Origin of the sequence: Burkholderia sp. HI2714 (assembly GCF_002223085.1) — a bacterium.
GTDB classification, from domain to species: Bacteria; Pseudomonadota; Gammaproteobacteria; order Burkholderiales; family Burkholderiaceae; genus Burkholderia; species Burkholderia lata_D.
On sequence record NZ_NKFM01000004.1, the window covers coordinates 1 to 23050 of the forward strand.

At 67.4% G+C, this 23050-nt stretch carries 22 protein-coding genes and 1 pseudogene; 6 read left to right on the forward strand and 17 right to left on the reverse strand.

What is annotated here, in order from left to right:
* Window positions 1–115: 115 nt before the first annotated feature.
* Window positions 116–481 (forward strand): annotated as a pseudogene (locus CFB82_RS00160) (DUF2628 domain-containing protein); the annotation flags it as partial.
* Between the two features lie 102 nt (window positions 482–583).
* Here CFB82_RS00160 and CFB82_RS00165 read toward each other — a convergent pair.
* Both CFB82_RS00165 and CFB82_RS00170 read right to left on the reverse strand, forming a co-directional pair.
* Window positions 584–1465: a sigma-70 family RNA polymerase sigma factor gene (locus CFB82_RS00165; RefSeq protein WP_089444705.1), complete on the reverse strand. Its 882-nt coding sequence runs from the start codon at window positions 1463–1465 to the stop codon at window positions 584–586.
* Complete coding sequence (locus CFB82_RS00170) at window positions 1465–1941, reverse strand: carboxymuconolactone decarboxylase family protein (protein ID WP_069246718.1); 477 nt, start codon at window positions 1939–1941, stop codon at window positions 1465–1467. Before CFB82_RS00170 ends, CFB82_RS00165 begins: the two co-directional genes overlap by 1 nt.
* Window positions 1942–2491: 550 nt before the next feature.
* Here CFB82_RS00170 and egtB point away from each other — a divergent pair.
* The 5 genes from egtB to CFB82_RS00195 all read left to right on the forward strand — a co-directional run bounded on the left by egtB (window position 2492) and on the right by CFB82_RS00195 (window position 6180).
* Window positions 2492–3715, forward strand: a complete 1224-nt coding sequence (gene egtB, locus CFB82_RS00175) for an ergothioneine biosynthesis protein EgtB (protein WP_089483151.1) — start codon at window positions 2492–2494, stop codon at window positions 3713–3715.
* Entirely contained in the window at window positions 3699–4712 is a 1014-nt protein-coding gene (gene egtD, locus CFB82_RS00180) for an L-histidine N(alpha)-methyltransferase (RefSeq protein ID WP_089483152.1), read from the forward strand. The genes egtB and egtD overlap by 17 nt, the downstream gene beginning before the upstream one ends.
* 294 nt (window positions 4713–5006) lie before the next feature.
* Entirely contained in the window at window positions 5007–5309 is a 303-nt protein-coding gene (locus tag CFB82_RS00185; protein ID WP_089483153.1) for a hypothetical protein, read from the forward strand.
* Between the two features lie 43 nt (window positions 5310–5352).
* Window positions 5353–5607 (forward strand): hypothetical protein, encoded by a 255-nt coding sequence (locus tag CFB82_RS00190; protein WP_089444709.1) that lies wholly within the window; start codon window positions 5353–5355, stop codon window positions 5605–5607.
* A gap of 189 nt (window positions 5608–5796) precedes the next feature.
* Window positions 5797–6180, forward strand: a complete 384-nt coding sequence (locus CFB82_RS00195) for a hypothetical protein (protein ID WP_089444710.1) — start codon at window positions 5797–5799, stop codon at window positions 6178–6180.
* Window positions 6181–6438: 258 nt separating this feature from the next.
* Here the strand turns inward: CFB82_RS00195 and CFB82_RS00200 are convergent, their stop codons facing one another.
* The 15 genes from CFB82_RS00200 to fliL form a co-directional block, all read right to left on the reverse strand.
* Window positions 6439–9465, reverse strand: coding sequence for a type III restriction-modification system endonuclease (locus tag CFB82_RS00200; protein WP_089483154.1), 3027 nt, complete (start codon window positions 9463–9465; stop codon window positions 6439–6441).
* Complete coding sequence (locus CFB82_RS00205) at window positions 9465–11483, reverse strand: site-specific DNA-methyltransferase (protein ID WP_089444712.1); 2019 nt, start codon at window positions 11481–11483, stop codon at window positions 9465–9467. The genes CFB82_RS00200 and CFB82_RS00205 overlap by 1 nt, the downstream gene beginning before the upstream one ends.
* A 336-nt stretch (window positions 11484–11819) precedes the next feature.
* Window positions 11820–12950, reverse strand: coding sequence for a porin (locus tag CFB82_RS00210; RefSeq protein ID WP_069246726.1), 1131 nt, complete (start codon window positions 12948–12950; stop codon window positions 11820–11822).
* 281 nt (window positions 12951–13231) lie between these two features.
* Window positions 13232–13909 (reverse strand): response regulator, encoded by a 678-nt coding sequence (locus CFB82_RS00215; RefSeq protein ID WP_069246727.1) that lies wholly within the window; start codon window positions 13907–13909, stop codon window positions 13232–13234.
* Window positions 13910–13922: 13 nt separating this feature from the next.
* A complete protein-coding gene (locus CFB82_RS00220) occupies window positions 13923–15290 on the reverse strand; it encodes a sensor histidine kinase (RefSeq protein ID WP_089444713.1) in 1368 nt (455 codons plus the stop codon).
* 88 nt (window positions 15291–15378) lie between these two features.
* Window positions 15379–16236 (reverse strand): ABC transporter permease, encoded by an 858-nt coding sequence (locus CFB82_RS00225; RefSeq protein WP_089444714.1) that lies wholly within the window; start codon window positions 16234–16236, stop codon window positions 15379–15381.
* A gap of 38 nt (window positions 16237–16274) precedes the next feature.
* Complete coding sequence (locus CFB82_RS00230) at window positions 16275–17072, reverse strand: ABC transporter ATP-binding protein (RefSeq protein ID WP_069246729.1); 798 nt, start codon at window positions 17070–17072, stop codon at window positions 16275–16277.
* A 121-nt stretch (window positions 17073–17193) separates the two neighbouring features.
* Window positions 17194–18198: an ABC transporter substrate-binding protein gene (locus tag CFB82_RS00235; protein WP_089438880.1), complete on the reverse strand. Its 1005-nt coding sequence runs from the start codon at window positions 18196–18198 to the stop codon at window positions 17194–17196.
* A 187-nt stretch (window positions 18199–18385) separates the two neighbouring features.
* Window positions 18386–19168, reverse strand: a complete 783-nt coding sequence (gene fliR / locus CFB82_RS00240) for a flagellar biosynthetic protein FliR (RefSeq protein ID WP_089483155.1) — start codon at window positions 19166–19168, stop codon at window positions 18386–18388.
* A 23-nt stretch (window positions 19169–19191) separates the two neighbouring features.
* Entirely contained in the window at window positions 19192–19464 is a 273-nt protein-coding gene (gene fliQ, locus CFB82_RS00245; RefSeq protein ID WP_039351961.1) for a flagellar biosynthesis protein FliQ, read from the reverse strand.
* Window positions 19465–19484: 20 nt separating this feature from the next.
* Window positions 19485–20246, reverse strand: a complete 762-nt coding sequence (gene fliP / locus CFB82_RS00250; protein WP_027788754.1) for a flagellar type III secretion system pore protein FliP — start codon at window positions 20244–20246, stop codon at window positions 19485–19487.
* A gap of 36 nt (window positions 20247–20282) precedes the next feature.
* On the reverse strand, window positions 20283–20843 hold the full coding sequence (gene fliO / locus CFB82_RS00255) for a flagellar biosynthetic protein FliO (protein ID WP_069246731.1): 561 nt from the start codon (window positions 20841–20843) through the stop codon (window positions 20283–20285).
* Window positions 20840–21331: a flagellar motor switch protein FliN gene (gene fliN, locus CFB82_RS00260; protein WP_069246732.1), complete on the reverse strand. Its 492-nt coding sequence runs from the start codon at window positions 21329–21331 to the stop codon at window positions 20840–20842. Before fliN ends, fliO begins: the two co-directional genes overlap by 4 nt.
* The gene (fliM, locus tag CFB82_RS00265; RefSeq protein ID WP_069246733.1) at window positions 21324–22322 is read right to left on the reverse strand and encodes a flagellar motor switch protein FliM; all 999 of its coding nucleotides are present in this window, start codon (window positions 22320–22322) and stop codon (window positions 21324–21326) included. The genes fliN and fliM overlap by 8 nt, the downstream gene beginning before the upstream one ends.
* A 22-nt stretch (window positions 22323–22344) precedes the next feature.
* The gene (gene fliL, locus CFB82_RS00270; protein WP_069246734.1) at window positions 22345–22881 is read right to left on the reverse strand and encodes a flagellar basal body-associated protein FliL; all 537 of its coding nucleotides are present in this window, start codon (window positions 22879–22881) and stop codon (window positions 22345–22347) included.
* Window positions 22882–23050 lie beyond the last annotated feature (169 nt).

Here is a 23050-nt window from a genome sequence, read left to right on the forward strand (position 1 = left end):
AATCGGCTCTGCAAACCTCCGCGTTGCTCGTTCATGCACACCTGTCCACGCTCATTGAACATGGACACGTAGCCTCGGTGAATCAGCCTCGCCGTGCAATGGCGTCAATCAAAGAGCGCTTACCCTGGGCCCGGTGTGGATGGCGTATCGATGCATGTACTGGCAGGCGGCGGCCGTCCTTGGCGCGTCGCTCGCGATCACGCTGGTCGAGCTGCTGTTCTTCCCGAAATACTTCGAATCGAGCACGCTCGACCCGGTCACCATCGGGATCGCGGTCACGCTCGGCTGGTGCGGGAACAGCCTCTACAGGACGCACGTCGAACGCAGGATCGAAAAGCTGCGCCCGAGCGCGACGTCCCGCGAATCGTTGCTCGCGCTGCTGGAAGCGCAGGGCGGCACGAACTGGCTCGCGGCCGCCGGTTTTGCGATCGCAACGCCGTTGCTCGGTTTCCTGATCTACATCGTGGCCGGGACGTATTGATCGCAGGAGCCGGCGGCCGGTAAAGCAGGGCGGCAGGGCGAAGAAACAGGTCGTATCGCGGCCGCGCATGCGCGCGGCACCCGACGCGTGATCCCGCCGCACTCAATGCAGATGCTTCAACTTGTCAGGATTCCGCACGACATAGATCGCGACGATTTTCCCGTCCTCGATCTCGAGCGCCGTGGTCTGCAGCTCGCCGTCCGCTTCTTGCGTAACGAAACCCGGCAGCCCGTTGATGAACCCCGCACGCACGAGCTTCGACGCATGCGTGGCGAACAGCCTGGCCAGGTACTCGTGCACCTTCATCACACGCTCGAAGCCGAGCACCGGTATGCCCGCGGCCGGGCGTTTGCCGCCGCCATCCGCGTGCAGGCTCACGTCCTCGGCGAGCATCGCGCCGAGCGCGCGCATGTCGCCGCTGCGTGATGCCGCAAAAAACGCCTCCGCCAATTCGATCCCGCGCTGCTTCTCGACATGGAAGCGCGGCCGCGCCTCGCGCACATGCGTGCGGGCCCGCGCAGCGAGCTGCCGGCACGCGGCCGGGTCGCGCTGGATCGTCGTGGCGACTTCGTCGAACTCGAGACCGAACACGTCGTGCAGCAGGAACGCCGCGCGCTCCAGCGGCGAGAGCCGTTCGAGCGCGAGCAGCAGCGGCAGCGTGACGTCCTCCTGTTCGTCTTCCTCGACGACCGGCTCGGGCAGCCACGGGCCGACATAGGTCTCGCGCTGGTGCCGCGCGGACTTCAACTGGTCGAGGCACATGCGCATCACCATGCGGCGCAGGAACGCTTCAGGCACGCGCACCTCGGTGCGGTCGACGTCCATCCAGCGGATGAACGCCTCCTGCACCATGTCCTCGGCATCCGCAACGGAACCGAGCATCCGGTACGCGACGCGGATCAGCGTGCGGCGCAGCGGGTCGAAGCTCGCCGCCGCATCGGCCCTTGCTTCGGCGCTGCCGGTGGCCGGGTCGAGGTTCGGCATCAGGCCACCATCTTCGCGGCGGCGGCCTTTGCATCGGCCGGCTCGATCCACAGGCCGAAGCCGACCGCAAGCCGGTTCCAGCCGTTGATCACGTTGATCATCAGCGTGAGTTTCACCTGTTCCTCCTGGCTGAAGTGGTCGTTCAGCGCCGCATAGGCCGCTTCGTGCGCCGCGTGGCCCTCCGACAACCGCGTGAGCGCGTCGGTCCAGCCGAGCGCCGCGCGTTCGCGGTCGGTGTAGCAGGGCGCGTCGCGCCACGCGGACAGCAGGTAGATGCGCTGCTCGGTCTCGCCTTGCTCGCGCGCTTCGGCCGTGTGCATGTTAATGCAGTTCGCACATGCGTTGATCTGCGATGCGCGGATCTTGACCAGCTCGACCAGCGTCGGCTCGAGGCTCTGCGCGGCGGCGACCGAGACGGTCATCCAGTGCTTCATCAAGGCAGGCGCGGCGGCAAACGGGTTGAGTTTCGCAGTCATGGTCCTTCTCCTTTTCGTGTGGGTTCCGGTGATATGACGAGCGAGCCCCCCGCGTGTGTGACATCGACGCGAAATTTTTTTCGAAACCGGCGAGCGGATCGACGTGGAAGGCCGCAGGGCCAGGGCGGGCAGGGTGCGCGTCGAACGCAATGAACGCGGCGAGCATGCTTCGCGCGCCCGTGCTGGTCAGACGATTCCGCATTCACGTCAGGGAGACGATCATGGCCGCGCGAACGTCCGCGGCGTGTCGATCTCAACGGCTGACGCATGCCCCTCGATACGCGCTGATGTCAGCAATTGGCAGGTGATCGGTTGCTTTCATTTACATTTATCTGCCGTTTCATCCGCATCTCGGTCAGCAACATTCACATTTCTGGCCCATACTATTCTGCATGGGCAGATGAAGTGACGCCGCATCCGCGGCCCGGCGCGCGCGCCGGCTGCCCGACGACGCAGCAGCAGGTCGCACGTCAGCCGCGCGCATCACGCGCAAGGCTTCCTTTTTCCGGCAACACGCAACGCAGCGAATCGCGACGTGGACGGTAAACCGATGAGCCTCCTTGCATCACAGCTTCAGCGCCGTTACAAGGACGTGCGCGCCCATAGCGTCGCGTTGACCGCGACGTTGTCCGCCGAGGACCAGGCCGTGCAGTCGATGCCCGATGCCAGTCCGACGAAATGGCACCTCGCGCATACGACCTGGTTCTTCGAAACCGTCGTGCTGATGCGACGCGTGCCCGGCTACGCGCCATTCAACGCGGCATTCCAGTTCCTCTTCAATTCCTATTACGAAGCGCTCGGCCCGCGCCATCCGCGGCCGCAACGCGGGCTGCTCACGCGCCCGTCGCTCGACGAGGTGCATGCGTACCGGCAATACGTCGACGACGCGATGCTGCGCGCGCTGGCCGGCGCCGACGCGGCGTTGCTCGAGACGATCGCGCCCGAGCTCGTGCTCGGCCTGCATCACGAGCAGCAGCATCAGGAGCTGATCGTCACCGACATGCTGCATGCGTTCTCGTGCAACCCGCTGAAGCCGGCATTCCGGCCGCGCAACGGGACGGACACAGGCGCGATGGCCGCGGGCGACGCCGGCGCGCAGCACTGGCTGCACCAGCCGGGCGGGCTCGTCGAGATCGGCCACGACGGCGAGGCGTTCTCGTTCGACAACGAACGGCCGCGCCATACGGCGCTCGTGCGGCCGTACGAGATCGCGAACCGCCTGGTGACGAATGCGGAATTCGCGGCGTTCGTCGCCGATGGCGGCTATACGCGCCCCGAGCTCTGGCTGTCGGACGGCTGGGCCACGGTGCAGCGGGAAGGGTGGCAAGGGCCCGCGTACTGGATGCCCGACGACGACGATGCGGCCGCCACGCGCGTGCGGCGCACGTTCGGCCTGCACGGCGTCGAGCCGCTCGCACCCGACGCGCCGGTGTGCCACGTGAGCTTCTACGAAGCGGCCGCGTATGCGGAATGGGCCGGCGCGCGCCTGCCGACCGAATTCGAATGGGAAGCCGCGTTCCCCGCCGAAGGCATCCGGCAGATGCTCGGGCACGTGTGGCAATGGACGCGCTCGTCCTACGAGCCGTACCCGGGCTTTCGGCCGCTCGTCGGGGTCGCCGCCGAATACAACGGCAAGTTCATGGTTGGCCAGCAAGTCCTGCGCGGGAGCAGCATCGCAACGCCGCCCGGGCACGAACGGCCGACGTACCGCAATTTCTTTCCGCCGGCCGCGCGCTGGCAATTCACGGGAGTGCGACTTGCGCGAGACGTCTGACCGGACGGCCACGAGCGGTGGCCAGCAACCCGCCCGCGATTCGCGGCCGAGCGCGTTCGAGCGCGACCTGATCGACGGGCTGTCGCGTACGCCGCGCAGCATTCCGCCGAAATACTTCTACGATGCGGCCGGCTCCACGCTATTCGATCGCATCTGCGAGTTGCCCGAGTATTACCCGACCCGCACCGAGCTCGGCATCCTGCGCGATCGCGCGGCCGAGATCGTGCGGCGGGTCGGCCCGCATGCGGAACTCGTCGAATTCGGCGCGGGCTCGCTCGAGAAGATCCGCGTGCTGCTCGACGCGTTCGCGGGCAACTATGCGAACGCGCCGGCGCGCTACGTGCCGGTCGATATCTCGGCCGACTACCTGCACGGCGCCGCCGCGCGGCTGCGTGCCGCGTATCCGTGGCTCGACGTCGCACCGATCGCGGCCGACTACACGAAGGCCGAGCAACTGGCCGAGCTGACCGCGACACCGGCGCGGCGCATCGGCTTCTTTCCCGGTTCGACGATCGGCAACTTCGCGCCGGAAGAAGCCGATGCGTTCCTGCGTGATGCCGCGCGGCTGCTGCGTGGCGGCGGCTTGCTGGTCGGCGCGGATCTCGTGAAGGACGAGCGCACGCTGCACGATGCGTACAACGATGCGCAGGGCGTGACCGCGCAATTCAACCTGAACCTGCTGGTGCGCGCGAACACCGAGCTCGGTGCGGATTTCAACGTCGACGCGTTCTCGCATTGCGCGTTCTACGACAGCGTGCGGCAGCGCATCGAGATGCATCTCGTCAGCGACATCGCGCAGACCGTGCACGTACGCGGCCACGCGTTCCGCTTCGATGCCGGCGAGCGCATCCACACCGAGAATTCGCACAAGTTCACGATCGACGGCTTCCACGCGATCGCGCGCCGCGCAGGATTCGCGCCCGATACCGTGTGGACCGACGCGGACAACCTGTTCAGCGTGCACTGGCTGCGCAGCGTCGACGATATCCGCGCGTGATGCGCGCTTGCGGACCGCTCGCATCAAGTGCGGGCAGTTCGCTTTCGGCGTATTCAGGCACGCGCCTGCGTGTGTCGATTGCGCGGGTTCGTGCCGAAAATCCCGTTTTTACCGGTCCGATGCACCGCTGCAACGGTGTTTGGAGTGCCGCCTCTTCCTTGTCCCGCAAGGCTTTGCGGGAACCCGTAAACGTCCGTTACCTGTCTCGCATACCCGTTTCACCTGTGTCAGCGTCCGGTGCCTAGACTCCGAACCGTATTCACATGACGCACGACACGTGCAGGGAGTTGCGAGATGAACAAGAAACTCATTCTCGGTGCAGTTCTCGGTGTAGCGGCGCTGGCAGCTTCGGGCGTCGCATCGGCCCACGTCGACCTGTCGGTCGGCATCGGTGTACCTGCCTATGCGGCGCCGGCGTCCGTCTACGTGGCGCCGCCTCCGCCCGTCATGTACGCGCCGGTCGGCTATCGCGACGACGGTTGGCGTGGCGACGGCTGGCGTCGGCGCGAATGGCGCGAACACGAATGGCGTCGCCATGAATGGCGCGAGCACGAGTGGCGCGATCGCGGCGGCTGGCGTGGCGGCCGCTGGGATTGAGCGAAGCGGCTCGACTTGATCGCCACACGAGGAGAATGAAAAGATGATGCCCATTCGACACATCAGGCTGGGTGCCACCGCGGCCATCGTTGCGCTTGCCACCATCGGCAGTGCGCACGCGGCGGGCTGCATGAAGGGCGCGGTGGTCGGCGGTGTGGCCGGCCACTATGCGGGGCACCACGCGGTCGTCGGCGCGGTTGGCGGCTGTATCGTCGGCCACCACATGGCGAAGAAGCAGGCGCAGGAGCAGGCCGCGCAACACAAGGCCGCCGCGCAGGGCATGCAGCCGGCGCAGTAAGCATCATCGTCACCGGGGCGGCGCTGCGGCGCCGCGCCCGCCTGCCTCGTTCCCCCGTCCACGCACGATCCGGATTGATCTGACGAATGCGCGCCGCACGTATCGTTACGATCATTTACAACGTCGCGTGGCGCGAATCTGGCGCGTTCATAGAATGCAGTCACACGAACGCGCTCCAGGGAGCACAAGATGAAACAGCAACGATATCTGTCCGTACTGATGGCCGCGCTACTCGCGCTCGGCACGGTGTCCGCGTATGCCGCAGCCGGCGGCAATGGCGGTGGAAACGGTGGTGGCGGCGGAGGTCACGGTGCAGGCGGCCTGGGCGGTAATGCAGGCGGCATGTCCGCCGGCCACATGAGCGGCCACGCGCTGAGCAACTCGAACGGCATGCACGCGGGCGACCGCGACAAGGGCCTGTCGCGCGCGGCCGACCGCTCCGACACGATCGCCGATCGCGCCGGCGCGCAGCCGGGCCGCGGTCACGCGCACGCACATGCGCATGGCCACACCACGCATGCGTCGACGTCCACGCATCGTTCGCATCACCACGCATTCGGCCGCACGCTTTAAGCGCAGCGTGCAAACGTGATGGAAGGGCGCTTCGGCGCCCTTTTTCCATGGCGGGAATGCAACGCGGCTGTCGCGCGAAAACATCGTGCCGACCCGATTTGCAACCAGCCGTAACCGCGCCTCAGACGGGCGCGCATACGGATCGCTTACACGCGGTTAACAAACGGGAATTCGGCGCGAGGCGCGCGCATCACGCGCGCGCCCGGCCGCGTCCGGAACGCCGATAAAAAAGGGCGGCTCACAACGCCGCCTTTCGTCTTATCGCCCGGCGCCCGCCAGCGGCGCCGCAGGTTCGAACAACGCGTCCGCCTGCCTGACGCGCACGAAGCGCGCCGCGCCGTCGCCGTCCACCAGCGCCCGGAAATGCGCTTCGCCGCACGCGAGCTTCGCGCGCTCGTGCTCGCTCGGCACGTGGCCGTCCGTATTCGGCGTATCGACGACGAAGTACAGCCGCTCGCCGCCGTCCTGTTCCGCGAGCACGGCCCAGTCCGGGTGATAGCTGCCGAGCGGCGTCTGCACGCGGAACCACGCGGGCAGCTTCGCGTACAGCTTCACGCCGTCGTGCGCCTCGAGCGCATCGGCGAACGCGCGCTCCGCGTCCGTCTCGCACACGACCGCCTCGTGGATCGACTTTTGCGCATCCGGCCGCAGGTTGCGCAGATAGCCGGTCAGCGCTTCGCTCTCGAACGATTCGAGCGCATGCACATGACGCTCGCCGAGCTTGTGATACGCGATGCCCGCGACGAGCGCAAGCCGCTTGCAGCGGTTGATCGCATCGGCCGCGACCGCGATGAACTGCTGCGGATTCACGCGGAAATCCTCGAGCCGGCCGCTGTCGGCCAGGATCGTCGCCAGCGAACGGCGCGTGAGCTGCGTGCGGTCCTGCAGCTCGGTGAGCAGGTCGGGCAACGGCAGCTCGCCTTCGTCGAGCAGCACCGTGCCGGCGCCGTCCACCTCGATCGCCTCGATGCCGGCCTTGCCGATGTCGATCTCGGCCTTGCGCCACTGCAGCCGTGCGCGCGCGATGTCCGGCGCGTCGTGCAGCGCGGCCGCGCAGTCACGCACGAGCTTCGCGTTGTCGAACTCGACGCGGTACACGGTGCGATGGCGGATGCGGTCCCACAGCGCGCGGAAATCCTCGCCGAACACGACGGCCTTGCCCGACGCATCGCGCCGCAGCGCGATCGCACGGCGCTCGTCCGCGTTGCGCACGGCGAAGCGGCCCGACAGCTTGCGCAGCGTCGCGACGATCGGTGCGCGCAGCATCTCGAACGCCTCCGGCAGCACCAGCGCGCTCTGGCGCAGCGCATCCTTCAGCCGGTCGAGCACCTTGCCCTGCGCATCGACGTAGCCTTGCGCGTGCAGGTGGTTCCACAGCACGCGCGACAGCTCGACGCCGAGCGCATGCGCGGGCCCGTCGCCTTCCTGCACGGGCAGCGCCGCGAACTGGTGTTCCTCGACGATGCCGAAACGGATGCCCGTATCGGCCTCGATTTCCTTCTGCAGGTTCTCCGCGAACGACTCGTAGCGCTCGGTCGCGATCACGGTGAGCGTATTCACGCCCGGATCGCGCACGCGTTCGCCGTCCTGGTCGACCGCGAGGCGCAGCCCGCGGCCGAGCGTCTGGCGGCGCTCGCGTTCGGTCTGGATGTCGCGCAGCGTGCAGATCTGGAACACGTTCGGGTTGTCCCAGCCTTCCTTCAGCGCCGAGTGCGAGAAGATGAACTTCAGCGGCGTGTCGAACGACAGCAGCGCTTCCTTCTCGCGCATGATGAGGCCGTACGCGCGCTCCGCGTTCTCGCGCGCCGCCGCGCTGCTTTCACTCGTGTCGGTCCAGCCGCCCTTGCGGTCGATCGAGAAGTAGCCGTTGTGCGCGCGCTCGACTTCGAGCGTCACGTCGACGCCGTCGAACAACGCGCGGTAGGCCGGCACGCGCGCCGCGCGTGCATATTCCTCTTCGAAGATCAGCGCGTAGTCGCCCTTCACGGGCATGCCGTTCTCGTCATAGCGGCGGTAGCGCTCGACCGAGTCGACGAAGAACAGCGACAGCACCTTCACGCCGCGCTCGGCGAGGCGCAGCTCCTTGTCCAGATGCTCGCGGATCGTGCGGCGGATCATCTCGCGCTGCACGGCGAGCGTGTCGATGTCGCCGAACGCCTCGCCGAGCGACAGGAACGCCTCGCCTTCCGGATGGCGCAGCTCGACGTACTCGGCACCCTTCACCGCATGGACTTCACCGATCCGCAGCCCCGCGTACAGCGCGCGCTTGGTCAGGCGTTCGAGATCGTCGCCGTCGGTGGCGGTCACGATCTGGCGCTTCACGCCGGCCGTCGTCGCGACGTCGAGCTCGACGCGCGCGCTGATCGCGCCGCGCCGGTTCGACACGCCCACGAGCCGCACGTACGGCTTGTTGTGCGCATCCTCGACGATCGCCGACGCGATCTCGATCTGCTTGACCAGCTTGCGCTCGTACGCGTCGACCGCGTCGAGCCGGTACACCATGTGGTGACGGTCGACGTGCGTGGCCGAATAGCGCAGCGTGCAGAGCGGCGCCATCGCGGCGAGCGCTTCGCGGCCACGGCCTTCGAGCCCGCCGTCGACGCTTTGCGGCTCGTCGACGATCACGATCGGCCGCGTCGCGCGGATCAGGTCGATCGGCTTCTCGCCGCCGGTCTTCTCGCTGTCCTTGTAGAGGTTGTTGATTTCCTTCTTGTTGATCGCGGCCACCGTCATCACCATGATCTGGATCGCCGCGCTCGCCGCGAAGTGGCGCACCTGGCCGAGCTTCGCGGAGTCGTACAGGAAGTAGTCGTACGGCACGCCCGCGTACAGTGCGCGGAAGTGATCCTCGGTGATCGCGAGCGTCTTGTGCACGCCTTCCTTGATCGCGATCGACGGCACGACGATCACGAACTTCGTGAAGCCGTAGCGGCGGTTCAGCTCGAAGATCGTGCGCAGGTACACGTAGGTCTTGCCGGTGCCGGTCTCCATCTCGACGGTGAAGTCGCGCGAGCCGGGCAGGCCGGGCGGCGGCAGCCCGCCGCGCAGCTGCACGTCGGCGAGATTGCGCGCGAGCGCGTCGTCGGTCAGCGACAGCCGGTTGCCGACGCCCTGTTCCGACACCGCGAAGCCGAGCGAGCCCTGGGCGGCGGCCGTCGTGCCGGGCGCGGCGTTCGCGAGCACGCTGAAATCGCCGCGATACGATTCCTGGCCGCGAAACAGGTCGCAGACGGCGTCGATCGCCTCGCGCTGGTAGTCGAGATCCGCTTCGAAATGCAGCCGCATCACAGGCTCCGCACGCGCTTCACGCCGTGCTGTTCGAGCAGCGCGGCGAGATTGAGCTTCGCGACGTCGTCGACGAAGCCGCTGTCGCGGAACAGGCACGTGACGTCGTGCGTCGTGCCGGTCGCATCGAGCAGGTCGACGATGCCGTCGGCCAGCGGCCCCGCGTCGTCGCGCGCGATGCGCGCATCGAAGCACGCGACGATCGAGCGGCCGATCAGGTGCACGGTCTTGCCGGCCACCTGGTGATGCTCGACCGGCGTGCACAGGTCGAGGCCGAGCTTCAGCGTCAGCTCGGCGAGCAGGTCGTCCTCGGTGCGGCCGGTCTTCACGTGCTCGACGGACGCGAAGAGCGCGTGGTCGAAGTCGTCGCGGCGCGGGTCCCACTCGATCACGTTGGTCGTGTCGAGCCGGTACACGCGGAAGCCGAGGTCGCCATAGCTTTCCGGATAGTCGCGCGCGACCTGCTGCGCGGCGCGGCGCAGGCGTTCCTTCGTGATTTCGGCGAGCGTCAGCGGCTTCTTCAGCTTCCCGCAGAAATCGGCAGCGGCCGTCTGCGTCTTGTCGCGGCGGTCGAGCGCCTCGGGCAGTTGCACGAGGATGTAGCGGCGCGCGCCGCCGTCGGTCGCGTTCACCTGCATCACCGCGTGGCCGGTCGAGCCGGAGCCGGCGAAGCAGTCGAGCACGATGTCGTCGCCGCGCGTGCACCAGCCGATCACGGCCGCCGCGAAATCGACCGGCTTCGGCAGGTCGAACGGGATGCCGAGCGTCTTCAGCAACGCGTCGTCGGAGCCGGCGAACGGCAGCACCGACGGCACGTTCTCGTACATGTTCTCGTCGAGGTAGTAGATCCGCTGCGGCTGCGTGGTTTCATCCGGGCCGAATTCGATCTGGCCGCGCTCGATCAGCGCCTGCATCGTCGCGGGCGGGTTGCGCCAGCCGCGCGCCGGCATCGCGCACGGCTTGCCGGTGACCGGGTGGATCAGCGGCGTGAAATACTCGTCCGGCGCCTTCTTCTTGTTCGGCCACGCCATCGACACGAGGCGGTACACGCGGCCTTCCGGCGACAGCCGGTCGTACATCACTTCGCCGCCGGACAAGTTGGTCTGCGCCTTCATCCACGCGCGGTACGCCTTCTGCGCATCCTTCGGGTTGCCGCTGCGGTACACGGCGTCGTGCGCGGCGTCCAGCATGCGCTGCGCATTGCGTTTCGGGCGCTTGAGCGGCGCGCGCTCGAGCAGCGTCTCGGCGTTGCGCGCGAACAGCACCAGCGATTCGTGCTGGTACGCGACGCCGCGCGCGTCGCCCTTCGGGTTGCGCTTGTCCCATACGGCCACGCCGAGCTCGTTCTCCTCGCCGAAGATCTCGCGCAGCATCAGCACCAGCGCATGCACTTCATGCTCGTCGATGTGCACGGCGATCAGCCCTTCGTCGGACAGCAGCGCGTGCGCGAGCTTCAGGCGCGGATACATCATGTTCAGCCAGTCGGTGTGGAACCGGCCGTTCGCCTCGGTGTTGGTGCTGCGCTTCACGCCGCCCTGGGTCTGTCCGGTCATCGCCAGGTAGTGGCGGATGCTGTCGCTGAAGTCGTCCGGATAGACGAAATCGCTGCCCGTGTTGTACGGCGGGTCGATGTAGACGAGCTTCACCTTGCCCGCGTAGCTCTTGTGCAGCAGCTTCATCACGTCGAGGTTGTCGCCCTCGATCACGAGATGGCGCGTGTCGTCCCACGCGACGCTGTCGTCGGGGCAGGGCCGCAGCGTGCCGGTCGACGGCGTGAGCGCGGCCTGGCGCGCGCTGCGCTTGCCGTGCCAGTGGAAGCCGTAGCGCTCGTCGGCGTCGCCGACCGTGCGGTCGCCGACCAGCGCCTTCAGCACGTCGACGTCGACCGACGCGCCGTCCGGGCCTTCGGTCACGAGTTCGGGGAACAGCGCCTTCAGGCGCGCGACGTTGTCGGCGGTGAAATCCGTCGACATCGCCTGCGGGCTGGCCGCATCGAGTTTCTGCATCGTCTTTTCCATCGGAGCCCGGCCGCGCGCGCCAGGACGTCGGGCGTGCTCACGGCACCGGCGGCAATGGCCGCCCGGGCAAACCCGAAACGCTAGCGAGTCGGTCGGCGCAGGTCAAGCACCGATGTGAGGCGATCGTGCGGGCATCGGCCGCGATTGCCCGCCGGACGGGCCGCAAGCGGCTTCGAGCCGGTTGTCGCAGGGCCGGCCGGCGGATGCCTGGCGGGCGTCCCGGGCGCGCTTGGGAAAGGACGAAAAAAAGGGCACGGTCGGCGCCTGGCGCCGGCGTGCCCGCATGGAGAATCCCGGACGGAGGGTGCGGCGGGGCCCGTCGGGCCCCGTTTCAGGTCAGAAGCGCGTGCGGATGCCCGACGTCAGTTCGAGCTGGTTCTTCGCGCCGAACGTCGACGACACCGTGTAGCCGCCATGCAGCTTCATGTAGTCGCCGGCCAGGTACACCTCGGTGCGCTTGCTCAGGTGGTAGAACACCGACCCGTAGATCGTCTCCTTGAAGCCGTTGGCGACGCCGTTGGTCAGGCTGAACGCGCCGAGGTTCGCGTTCGGCGTGAAGCCGTCCGCGTTGTTCGCGGCGTTCTTGATCCGCATCTGCTGGTAGCCGAGCTCGTAGTCGAGCGCGCCCTTCGGCGCGATCTTCATCGACACCGTCCACGAATCGTCGTGACGCTGGCCGAGCGGGCCCTGGTCGCCGTTGTAGCGGAAGTAGCCGGCATTCAGGCGCACGATGTCGAACGTGTAGTTGCCGCCGACCGAGAACGTCTGGTTCCGGAAGCCGTTGTGGTTCACGTGGTTGTAGAAGCCCGACACGTTGAACGGCCCGCCGTTGTAGCCGAGCGCGGCCTGATACGCGGAGCCGGTCGCGAACGACGTCGAGTTGCTGAACTGGTAGCCGGCGCTCGCGAAGATGCCGTTGCTGAACAGCTTCTTCCACGCGACGCCGTTGTTGTAGCGCGTGCCGGTCGGGCCGGCCGCGTAGAAGATCATCTGCTTGAAGTTGTTCGAGTTGGTCCAGCCGCCTTCCTCGGTCGTCAGCTTCGCGGAACCGTACGCGTCGCCGTAGATCGTCGCCGCGTCGCGCGCGATCGTGTTCTGGAAGCCGGCCGTCAGCTTGCCGAAGCGCTCGTCCTCGACGCCCACCCACGCGTCGCGGTCGAAGATCTGGCCTTCGTCTTCCATCTGGCCGTTCGCGACGACGAATTCGCTTTCGAGGCGGAAGATGATCTTCGTGCCGCCGCCGATGTCTTCAGCGCCGCGCAGGCCCCAGCGGCTGCCGCTGAACCACGGTTCGCCTTCGTTGCCCATCCCGATCACGTGTTTGCCGTTCGCGTCGGCGTGGGTCCGGTAGGTCGGAAAGCTCAGGTCCATCAGGCCGTAGAGCTGCACGCTCGACTGCGCATGCGCCTGGGTACCGGCGCACAGGCCAGCCGCCGCGATGGAAAGGGCAAGGGTTTTTCGTTTCAAGATCGTCTCCTCCGAGCTGCCGCATTGGAATCTGGTCGTTGGCAGTACGCAATGTATGCCGACTCTTGCCGGCCACAGCGAGAGGGCCGACGCGTAGCATCGTAGAGGGGGCAATCCTTCACGACGCTTTCCCGGAGGAAAGAATCGGATCGGTGAAAACACCGAACGCGCAATAATCGCGGATCGGGCAGGCGGGTGGAAGCAGGCAAGCCGGGAGCGCCGGCATGCATTGATGACGTTTCGTGCTGCGAATCGGTATTCAGGGCTCGCAGTGGGGCCCGTCAGTCCTGCGTGCTCTTCATGCGCAGGATGTAACCCAGCCCGCGCAGCGTGATGATCTCGGCCGTGCTGCCCGCGAGATGCTTGCGCAGCCGGTGGATGTAGATGTCGATCGCATCGGCGCTCGGCTCGTCGTCGAGCGCGAACACGCTGTCCATCAGGCGGGCCTTCGACACCGTCTTGTTCTGCTGCAGCATCAGCGTTTCGAGGATCGCGTGCTCGCGGCGGCGCAGTGCAAGCACCGTTTCGCCGCAGCGGAATTCGCGCGTGCCGAATGCGTAGACGAGATCGCCGCACACGAGCTGCGTCGTGCCAACGCCGGCCTGCCGGCGGATCAGCGCGCGAATCCGCGCAACCAGCTCGCGCGATTCGAACGGCTTCACGACGTAGTCGTCAGCGCCCGCGCCGAAGCAGTCGACCTTGTCGTCGACCGAGCCGTGCGCGGTCAGCATCAGCACCGGCACGTTGTCGTTGCGGCGCCGCAGCCGCGCGAGCACTTCCTTGCCGCTGATGCCGGGCAGCCGCATGTCGAGCAGCACCGCGTCGTAGCGCTCGGTCTTCAGCACCGTGTCGGCGCGCTCGCCGTCGCCGACGGCATCGACCGCGAAATCCTCGCCGCGCAGCAGGTTCACGATCCAGTGTGCGAGCTCGGCGTTGTCTTCGACCAGCAAAAGTTTCATGACGGCGTTCTCTTCAATCGAAAGCGGGCAACCGCACGGTTACGACGATACCGCGATTGCCGGCCCCCGGCGCAAGCGACGCGCTGCCGCCGTGCGCCTGCGCGATCTCGCGGACGATCGCGAGCCCGAGGCCCGAGCCTTCGGTGTCGGCCGACACGCGGTAGAACCGCTTGAACACGTGCGGCCGCGCTTCGGCCGGGATGCCGGGGCCGTTGTCGACCACGTCGAGCACGACCGCGTCGCCGTCGCGGCGGGCGCAGACCGTCACGCAGCCGCCCGGCTGCGTGTAGCGCACGGCGTTGTCGACGAGGTTCATCACCAGCGCGGTCAGCAGGCTGTCGCTGCCGGCGACGTCGAGCCGTTCGCCGAGATCGGCGCCGAGATCGATATTGCGCCGCTGCGCGAGCACGATCGTCTCTTCCAGCACGCTCGACACCACGGCCGCGAGATCGACGCGATGCGTGAGCAGCGTCGACGGCGTCGCTTCCGCATGCGCGAGCAGCAGCAGCTTGTCGGTCACGTCGGCCATCTTGCGGCTGCTGCGCTGCATGCTGTCGAGCACCGACGCGAGTTCACGATCGTCGTTGCCGCGCTGCTGTGCGTACTGGATCTGCGTATCGAGCACCGCGATCGGCGTGCGCAGCTGATGCGCGGCATCCGCGATGAAGCGGCGCTGCGTGGCCGTATGCGTGTTCAGCCGCGCGATGCACTGGTTGATCGCGTCGACGATCGGCCGCAACTCGTGCTGCAGCCGCTCGGGGCGGATCGGCTCCAGCTCCATCGGCCCGCGGTCGGCCACGTCGTCCTTCAGCTTCATCAGCGGGCGCAGCTCGAGGGTGAGGCCGAGATAGACGAGCACCACCGCGAGCACCAGCATCAGCGACAGGCGCACGAGCTGCGGTCGCCAGATCGTCGCGACCATCGCGCCGTACGAACGCGTCGTCTTCGCGACGACCACCGTCACCGTCTCGATCTGCCCCTCGTCGTACAGCTGGCGATCGTAGGCCACCGCGCGCAGCGGCACGCCGTCGAGCGACGTGTCGTACAGCGTCGGCTCGACGCCGTGCCGCGCGGGCAGGTCGAGCGCAGGATTGCCGGCGAGCAGGCCGCCGTGGCCATCGATCACCTTGTAGAACACCGAGTCGCGTGACGGCGATTCGAAGATCTCCAGCGCGGCGGGCGGCACGTCGGCCGCCGGCCGCCCGTTGCGCCATTCGACGTCCTCGCCGATCGTGCGCGCGGACGCGACGAGCGCGCTGTCCTGCACGAGCGCGGCCGTGGTCCGCGCGGTGTCGTACGACATCGCGCCGGCGATCAGCACGAACACCGCGAGCGGCAGCAGCAGCCACCACAGCAGCCGCCCGCGCAGGCTGTGCGCCATCCTGTTGCGCTCCTTCTCCGAAATGCCGAACCGCGCCGGGGTCGCCGGCGCGGTCGGAGGTGTCATGTCAGGCGCCGGCCGGCGGCGTTCAGAACGCCGCGGGGCGCCACTTCAGCAGCCGCTTCTCGATCCGCGTCAGCAGATAGTCGGCGGCCAGCGCGACCACGGCCAGCACGATCATCGCCGCGAACACGCCGCTCGCGTTGAACGCGCCCTGGGCGGTGGAGATTAGCAGGCCGATGCCCTGTTTGGAACCCAGGAATTCGCCGACCACCGCACCGACCAGCGCGAAGCCGAAGCTCACATGCAGGCTGGCGAGAATCCAGCTCAGCGCGGACGGAATCACGACCGACGTGGTGATCTGCCGGCGCGACGCGCCGAGGATCTGCGCGTTCGCGATCAGGTAGCGGTCGGCTTCGCGCACGCCCTGGAACGCGTTGCCGAACACGACGAAGAACACCATCACGACGGCCAGCGCGATCTTCGACGCCATCCCGAGGCCGAGCGCGATCACGAACACCGAGCCGAGCACGACGCGCGGAATCGAGTTCGCGATCTGGATGTACAGGCCGAACACGTCGGCCATCAGCTTGTTGCGGCCGAGCACGATCCCGCAGATCACGCCGGCGACCGAGCCGATCAGGAAGCCGATCGTGGTTTCCTCGAGCGTGACCCACACCTGCGTGAGCAGCGGGCCTTGCGACGTGCCGTTCACGAACCAGTCCTGGATCTGCGCGAAGATCAGCGTCGGTTGCGAGAAGAAGAACGGATCGATCCACTTCAGCCGTGCGGCGAGTTCCCACCCGCCCAGCACGATCACGAGTACGGCGATCCGCAGGCCGATGATCAGTTGCCGGCGGCGGCGCAGGCGGGTTTGAGCGGCGCGCGACTCGTCCTCGAGCGTCGTCGCCGGAAGGGCGGTGGGGGGAAGCGTCATGTCGGTCATGCTCCTGTCCTTGCTGTTTCTTGCCTTGAGCGTATGCGTCAGCCGATCTGCACTTCTTCGCGCAGGTCGTGCCAGATGTCCTTGGAAATTTCGATGAAGCGTGTGTGGTAGCGGATCTCGGACGTGACGCGCGGACGCGGCAGGTCGATCTCGTACACGCGCTTGAGCGTGGCGGGCCGTGCGGTCAGCACGAACACGCGGTCGGCGAGCGCGATCGCCTCTTCCAGATCGTGCGTGACGAACACGACCGAGCCCTTGTTCGCGGACCAGAGCTGCAGCAGCTCGTCCTGCATCAGCGTGCGCGTCTGCATGTCGAGCGCGGAGAACGGCTCGTCCATCAGCAGGATTTCCGGCTGGTTGATGAAGGTCTGCGCGAGCGCGACGCGCTTCCTCATCCCGCCGGAGAGTTGATGCGGGTAGTGCTTCGTGAACTTGTCGAGGCCGACCTTGCGGATCCATTCCTCGGCCTGCGTGTACGCGACGTCCTTCGAGCGGCCGCGAAACAGCGGGCCCGCCGCGACGTTGTCGATCACGTTGCGCCACGGGAACACCGCGTCGGCCTGGAACACGAAGCCGATGCGCGGGTCGATCCCGTCGACCGGGCGGCCCATCACGCGGACTTCGCCCGACGCGGGCTTGAGCAGCCCGGTGATCAGGTTCAGCGTGGTCGACTTGCCGCAGCCGGTCGGGCCGACGATCGCGATGAACTCGCCGCGCGCGACGCTCATGCTGAAGTCGCGCAGCGCGACGGTGGCCTTGCCTTCCGGCGAAATGAAGCGGCACGACACATTGCGAAACTCGATCGCCGGTGTGCTCGGGGAAACTGCCTGATTCATCGCATTGATCCTGCGGGTGAGGAGAGCGTCGCAGCGTGGCGGCGCCGGGCCGGTCAACCGGGCCGGAACGGGGAGCGCACGGCGGCGGGATCGCCGCCGCCGGCGCGACTGCCGAGTTCGATTACTTCGCGTTCACGAAATCGTTCGTGTAGGTGCGCGCCAGGTCGATGTGCTTGCCCTTCACCGACGGGTTGAACGCCGACAACACCTTCAGCACGGTCGCCGGGCCGTCGGCCGGCATCTTGCCGTCGGCGGTGTACATCGGCAGCGACGCCTTCAGCGCGCTCACGTACAGCGCCTTGTCCTTCTGGTAGTCGGCCGGCATCTTCGCGGCGATCTCGTCGGCGCTGTGCGTGTGGATGAACTGCATCGTCTTCGCGAACGCGTGCGCGAGCTTGGTCGCCTGATCCTTGTGCGCGTCGGCCCACGCCGACTGCACGTACAGGCTCGCGGCCGGGTAGGTGCCGCCGAGCGCCGCGCGCGTGCCTTCCAGCGTGCGCAGGTCGACCAGCACCTTCGCGTCGCCCATCTTCTCGAGCGCGGACACCGTCGGCTCGGTCGTCATGCCTGCGTCGATACGGCCCTGCTTGATCGCGGCGATGAAGCTCGCGTCGGCGCCGACCGGCAGCATCGTGTACTGGGTCGACTGCACGCCGTGCTGGAGCGCGAGGTATTGGGTGAGGAAGCTCGTCGACGAGCCGAGGCCCGTCACGCCGAGCGTCTTGCCTTTCGAATCGGCCATCGACTTGAAGGTCGGCGCGGCCTTGGTCGACACCATCTCGACTTCGCCCGGCACCTGGCAGAGCACGGCGATCGCCTTCACGTCCTTGCCCTTGCTCTGCAGGTCGACCGTGTGGTCGTAGAAGCCGACTACGCCCTGCACGGCGCCTGCCAGCAGCTCGTTCTCGGCGTCGACGCCGGCCGGCTGCGACAGCAGCTCGACGTCGAGCCCTTCGGCCTTGAAGTTGCCGAGCTCCTGCGTGAGCCGCGCGGGCAGGTAGATCAGCTTCGCGATCCCGCCGACCATGATCGTGATCTTGCCGCCGTCGTCGGCGAAAGCGGGTTGAGCGGCGAGCGCGCAGCTGAGGCTGGCTGCAACGGCGAGGGTGCGCAGGATGGGTCGCATCGGGATCGTCTCCTTCGTTGTATTCGTATGGCGCGATGCTTGCTGCATCGTCCTGACGAGTATAGGGACGCGAAACCTTCTGCAACCTTTCGCGGGTTAGCGGTTCCTTTAGGGGTTTTCCAGCAACGGAGACGCGGAACGGGGGGCGACAGTGGCCGAAGCGGGTCGAAAGGAGCGGGCAGGGCGCCTACCGCCACCCGGTCAGCACGCGGCCCATCGCGTCGAGCCCCATGTCGAACAGGTGCGCCACGAACGGCACGAGGTTCGGGATCATCAGCTGCACGAGCAACAGCCCGACGAGCATCGTGACGGGAAAGCCGACCTGGAACACGCCGATCTGCGGCGCCGCGCGGTTCAGGATGCCGAGCGCGAGGTTCGCGATCAGGAGCGCCGCGACCACCGGCAGCGCGAGCAGCAGCCCCATCTCGAACACCGTCGTGCCGAACGACGCGAGCGTGCGCCAGCCGGGCGCGTGCAGCAGGTCGGCCGACACCGGCAGCGACTGGAACGACGCGGCGAGCGCGGCGAACACCTGCAGGTGGCCGTCCACCGCGAGGAACGCGAGCATCGCGACCGCGTTCAGGAAGCGGCCCATCGCGGGCGTCGCGCCGCTCGTGTGCGGATCGAAGAAGGTGGCGAAGCCGAGCCCCATCGACAGCCCGATGAAGTCGCCGGCCGCCTCGACGGCCGCGAACACGATCTGCATCGTGAAGCCCATCGCGGCGCCGATCAGGAACTGCGTGACGAGGATCCAGATGCCCTGCGCGGAGAACACGGTGACGTCCGGCATCGCGCCGAGCGTAGGCGCCACGACCAGCGCCATGAACGCGGCGAGGCCGATCTTCACGCGTACGGGCACCGCCGCATGGCCGACGACGGGCGCGGTCGCGACGAGCGCGAGCATCCGCACGAACGGCCACAGGAACGCCGTGAGCCAGCCGTTGAGCTGCGCGTAGGTAACCGAGAACATCGCCGCCGGGTGGTGCGCGCGGCTCAGCCGACGCCGAGCGTCGCGACGTGCAGCAGCGTCTGCCGCAGGTAGTCGAGCATCGTCGTCATCATCCACGGGCCGGCGATCACGAGTGTCGCGGCCACCGCGAGCAGCTTCGGGATGAACGACAGCGTCGCTTCGTTGATCTGCGTCGCGGCCTGGAACAGGCTCACGACGAGGCCGACCGCGAGCGCGACCAGCAGCAGCGGGGCCGCGAGCAGCAGGCCGACCATCATCGCGTGGTGCGCGAGCGTCATCACTTGTTCGGGCGTCATCGTGCGTGTTCCTCCGCGGCTTACGTGAAGCTCTGCGCGAGCGAGCCGATCAGCAGCTGCCAGCCGTCGACCAGCACGAACAGCATCAGCTTGAACGGCAGCGACACGGTGGACGGCGACACCATCATCATCCCCATCGACATCAGCACGCTCGCGACGACCATGTCGATGATCAGGAACGGGATGAAAACCGTGAAGCCGATCTGGAAGCCGGTCTTCAGCTCGCTCGTGACGAACGCCGGCACCAGCAGCGACAGCGGCACGTCTTCGGGCCCCTGCATCGGCGCGGCCTTCGAGATCTTCGCGAACAACGCGAGATCGGTCTCGCGGGTCTGCTTCAGCATGAAGGTCTTGAACGGCGCGACGCCGCGCTGCACGGCCTGCTCCATCGGCATCGAGCCGTCGGAGAACGGCTTGTAGCCGTCGTTGTACGCACGGTCGAGCACCGGCGACATCACGAAAAAGGTGAGGAACATCGCGAGGCCGACGAGCACCTGGTTCGGCGGCGTCGTCGCGGTGCCGAGCGCCTGGCGCAGCAGCGACAGCACGATGATGATGCGCGTGAAGCTCGTCATCATCAGCAGCATCGCCGGCAGGAACGACAGCATCGTGAGCAGCAGCATCGTCTGCACGCTCAGCGAATACGTGGTGCCGCCGTGCGGGCCCGGGCTCGCGTTGAACGCGGGCAGGCCGTTCGCCTGCGCACAGGCGAGCGCGGGCGCGAGGCAGAGGATCAGCACGGGCGCGAAGCGCGCCGCGCGATGCAGGAATGCGTGTTTCATCGGAATGCGGAGACGGAAAGAGGGCACGGCGCCATGTCAGCGGTCCTTGCCGCGACCGAGGCGTTTCGCGGCTTCGCCCGCGAGCGCGTCGCGAAACCGTGAGCCGAACGTGCCGGGCAGGCTGCCGTCGGACGGGGCGGCGCCGGCGGGTGCGTCAGCGGAAACCGGGGCCGCCGCCGAGCCGGCCGGCAGCGTATGCAGCAATCGCACGTTGCCCGGCGCGACGCCGAGCACGAGCCAGGTGTCGCCGATCTCGACGATCGTCGCGCTTTCCTTCGCACCGAGCCCGACGCTCGACACGACCTTCAGCGGGCCGCCGCGCCGCGCGGGCTGGAAGCCGAAGCGGCGTGCGAGCCATGCGCACGCGAACACGAGGCCGATCACGACCGCGAGCCCGACCAGCGTCTGCAGCACCGCGCCGATACCGAGCGACGGCGCGGCCGAACCGACCATCACGCTCGACGCGATCGAACCGGGGTGGTTCACCGCGTTCATGTCGGCGGCGCCGGCCGATGCGCAGGCGAGCGATACGGCGACGGCAAGCGTCACCGCCGCAATCGCGCTGCACACGCGGCGGCCAGGCTTCACGACGTTCACCGATTCAGCTTCCGGATACGTTCGGCCGGCGTGATGATGTCGGTCAGGCGAATACCGAACTTGTCGTTGACGACCACGACCTCGCCCTGTGCGATCAGGCAGCCGTTCACGAGCACGTCCATCGGTTCGCCGGCCATGCCGTCCAGCTCGACGACCGAACCCTGCGCGAGCTGCAGCAGGTTGCGGATCGCGATCTTCGTGCGGCCGAGCTCCACGGTCATCTTGACCGGGATGTCGAGGATCATCTCGATGTCGTTGTGCGTCGTGTTTGCCGCGGCCTTCGACAGCGGCTGGAACACGCCGGCGCCGGTCGCACCGGCCGGCACCGGCTGCTCGTTCTGCTCGGCGAGCGCGGCCGCCCAGTCGTCCATGCCCGGATCTTCTTCCGCCGCGGCCGGTGCCGCCTGCGCGGCGGCGGCCGATGCCGCGAGGGCCGCGTCGGCCATTGCTTGTGCGTCGTCCTCGGGCGTCTGGTTCAGCTCACTCATATCCACCTTCCTTCATCGAATCGCCCGCGCTGATCATCTTCTGCACGCGCAACGCATATTGACCATTGAAAATTCCGTAGCCGCATTCCATCACCGGCACGCCGTCGACCTTCGCGGTGATCGTGTCCTCGATCTCCAGCGGCAGCACGTCGCCCGCGCGCAGGTTCAGGATCTTCTCGAAGTTCGACGAGATCTCGGCGAGGTTCGCGGTCAGCTCGACCTCGGCGGACTGCACCTGCTGCGACAGCACGCGCACCCAGCGGCGGTCGACTTCGAGCGCCTCGCCCTGGATCGGCGACGCGAGCACGTCGCGGATCGGCTCGACCATCGAGTACGGCATGCAGATGTGCAGCGTGCCGCCCGTCGGCCCGAACTCGATCGAGAACTGCGTGACGATGACGATCTCGTTCGGCGTCGCGACGTTCGCGAATTGCGTGTGCATTTCCGAGCGCACGAACTCGAACTGCAGCGGCCGCACGCTCTTCCACGCGGTCGTGTAGTGCTCGAACACGAGGTTCAGCAGCTTGCCGATGATCCGCTGCTCGGTGGCCGTGAAGTCGCGGCCTTCGACGCGCGTGTGAAAGCGCCCGTCGCCGCCGAACAGGTTGTCGACGACGAAGAACACGAGGTTCGGGTCGAACACGAACAGCGACGTGCCGCGCAGCGGCTTCACGTGCACCAGGTTCAGATTCGTCGGGATCGGCAGGTTGCGGGTGAACTCGCTGTACTTCTGCACCTTCACCTGGCTGACGGAGATTTCTGCCGTGCGCCGCATGAAGTTGAAGATGCCGATCCGCAGCAGGCGCGCGAAGCGGTCGTTGATGATCTCGAGGCCGGGCATCCGGCCGCGGACGATCCGCTCCTGCGTCGCAATGTTGTAGGGGCGGACGCCCGATGTGTCGCGCTGCTCGTCGACTGAATCGGCTTCGCCCGTGACGCCCTTGAGGAGGGCATCGACCTCCTCCTGGGACATGAACTCCTGGTGACCCATACGCGCTCCTTTCGCGGCCGCGTTACTGGACGACGAACTCGGTGAACAGCACGTCGTCAACCTTCGCGCGCTGGTTGCCCGGCTGCGTCGGCTGCTCGACCAGCTCCCGCAGTTCCTTCGCGAGCGAATGCTTGCCGTCCGGCGTCGCGAGATCCTCGGGATGCTTGTTCGACAGCGCGAGCAGGATCCGGCTGCGGATTTCCGGCATCCGCGCGGTCAGTTGCTCCTGCGCCTTCGGGTCGGTGAGCTTCAGCGACAGGCCGACGCGCAGGTAATGCTGCGCGCCGTCGTCGGACTGCAGGTTCACGGTCAGCGGGTCGAGCGGGAAGAACACCGGCGCGGCCAGCGGTGCCGGCTCGGCGGGCGCGCTCGCATGGCCGACGCCTTGCTTGCTCAGGAACACGTACATGCCGCCGGCTGCGGCAGCTGCCGCGCCCAGCGCGATGACGGCGATGAGCGCGATGCGCTTGAACTTGCCGGAGGAAGCCGGCTTGTCGGCGGTCGGGTTTGCGGTCGTGGAGGCCATGTGAATGCGTGCGTGATGTCTCGTAGCATGCATTGTTCGGCATCCGGGCCGAGGCCGATGGGCGGAAAAGAGGGGGGATTTGCGGCTATCTCAGCCGATTGTCGGCCGGGTGTCGGCTCGATGCAGGGTAAGTGGGGGCGGAAAGGGCCGCCGGAGCGCGTGTGGTGGGGCGTGAGCGCCGTACCACACGCGCGGAGCCTGC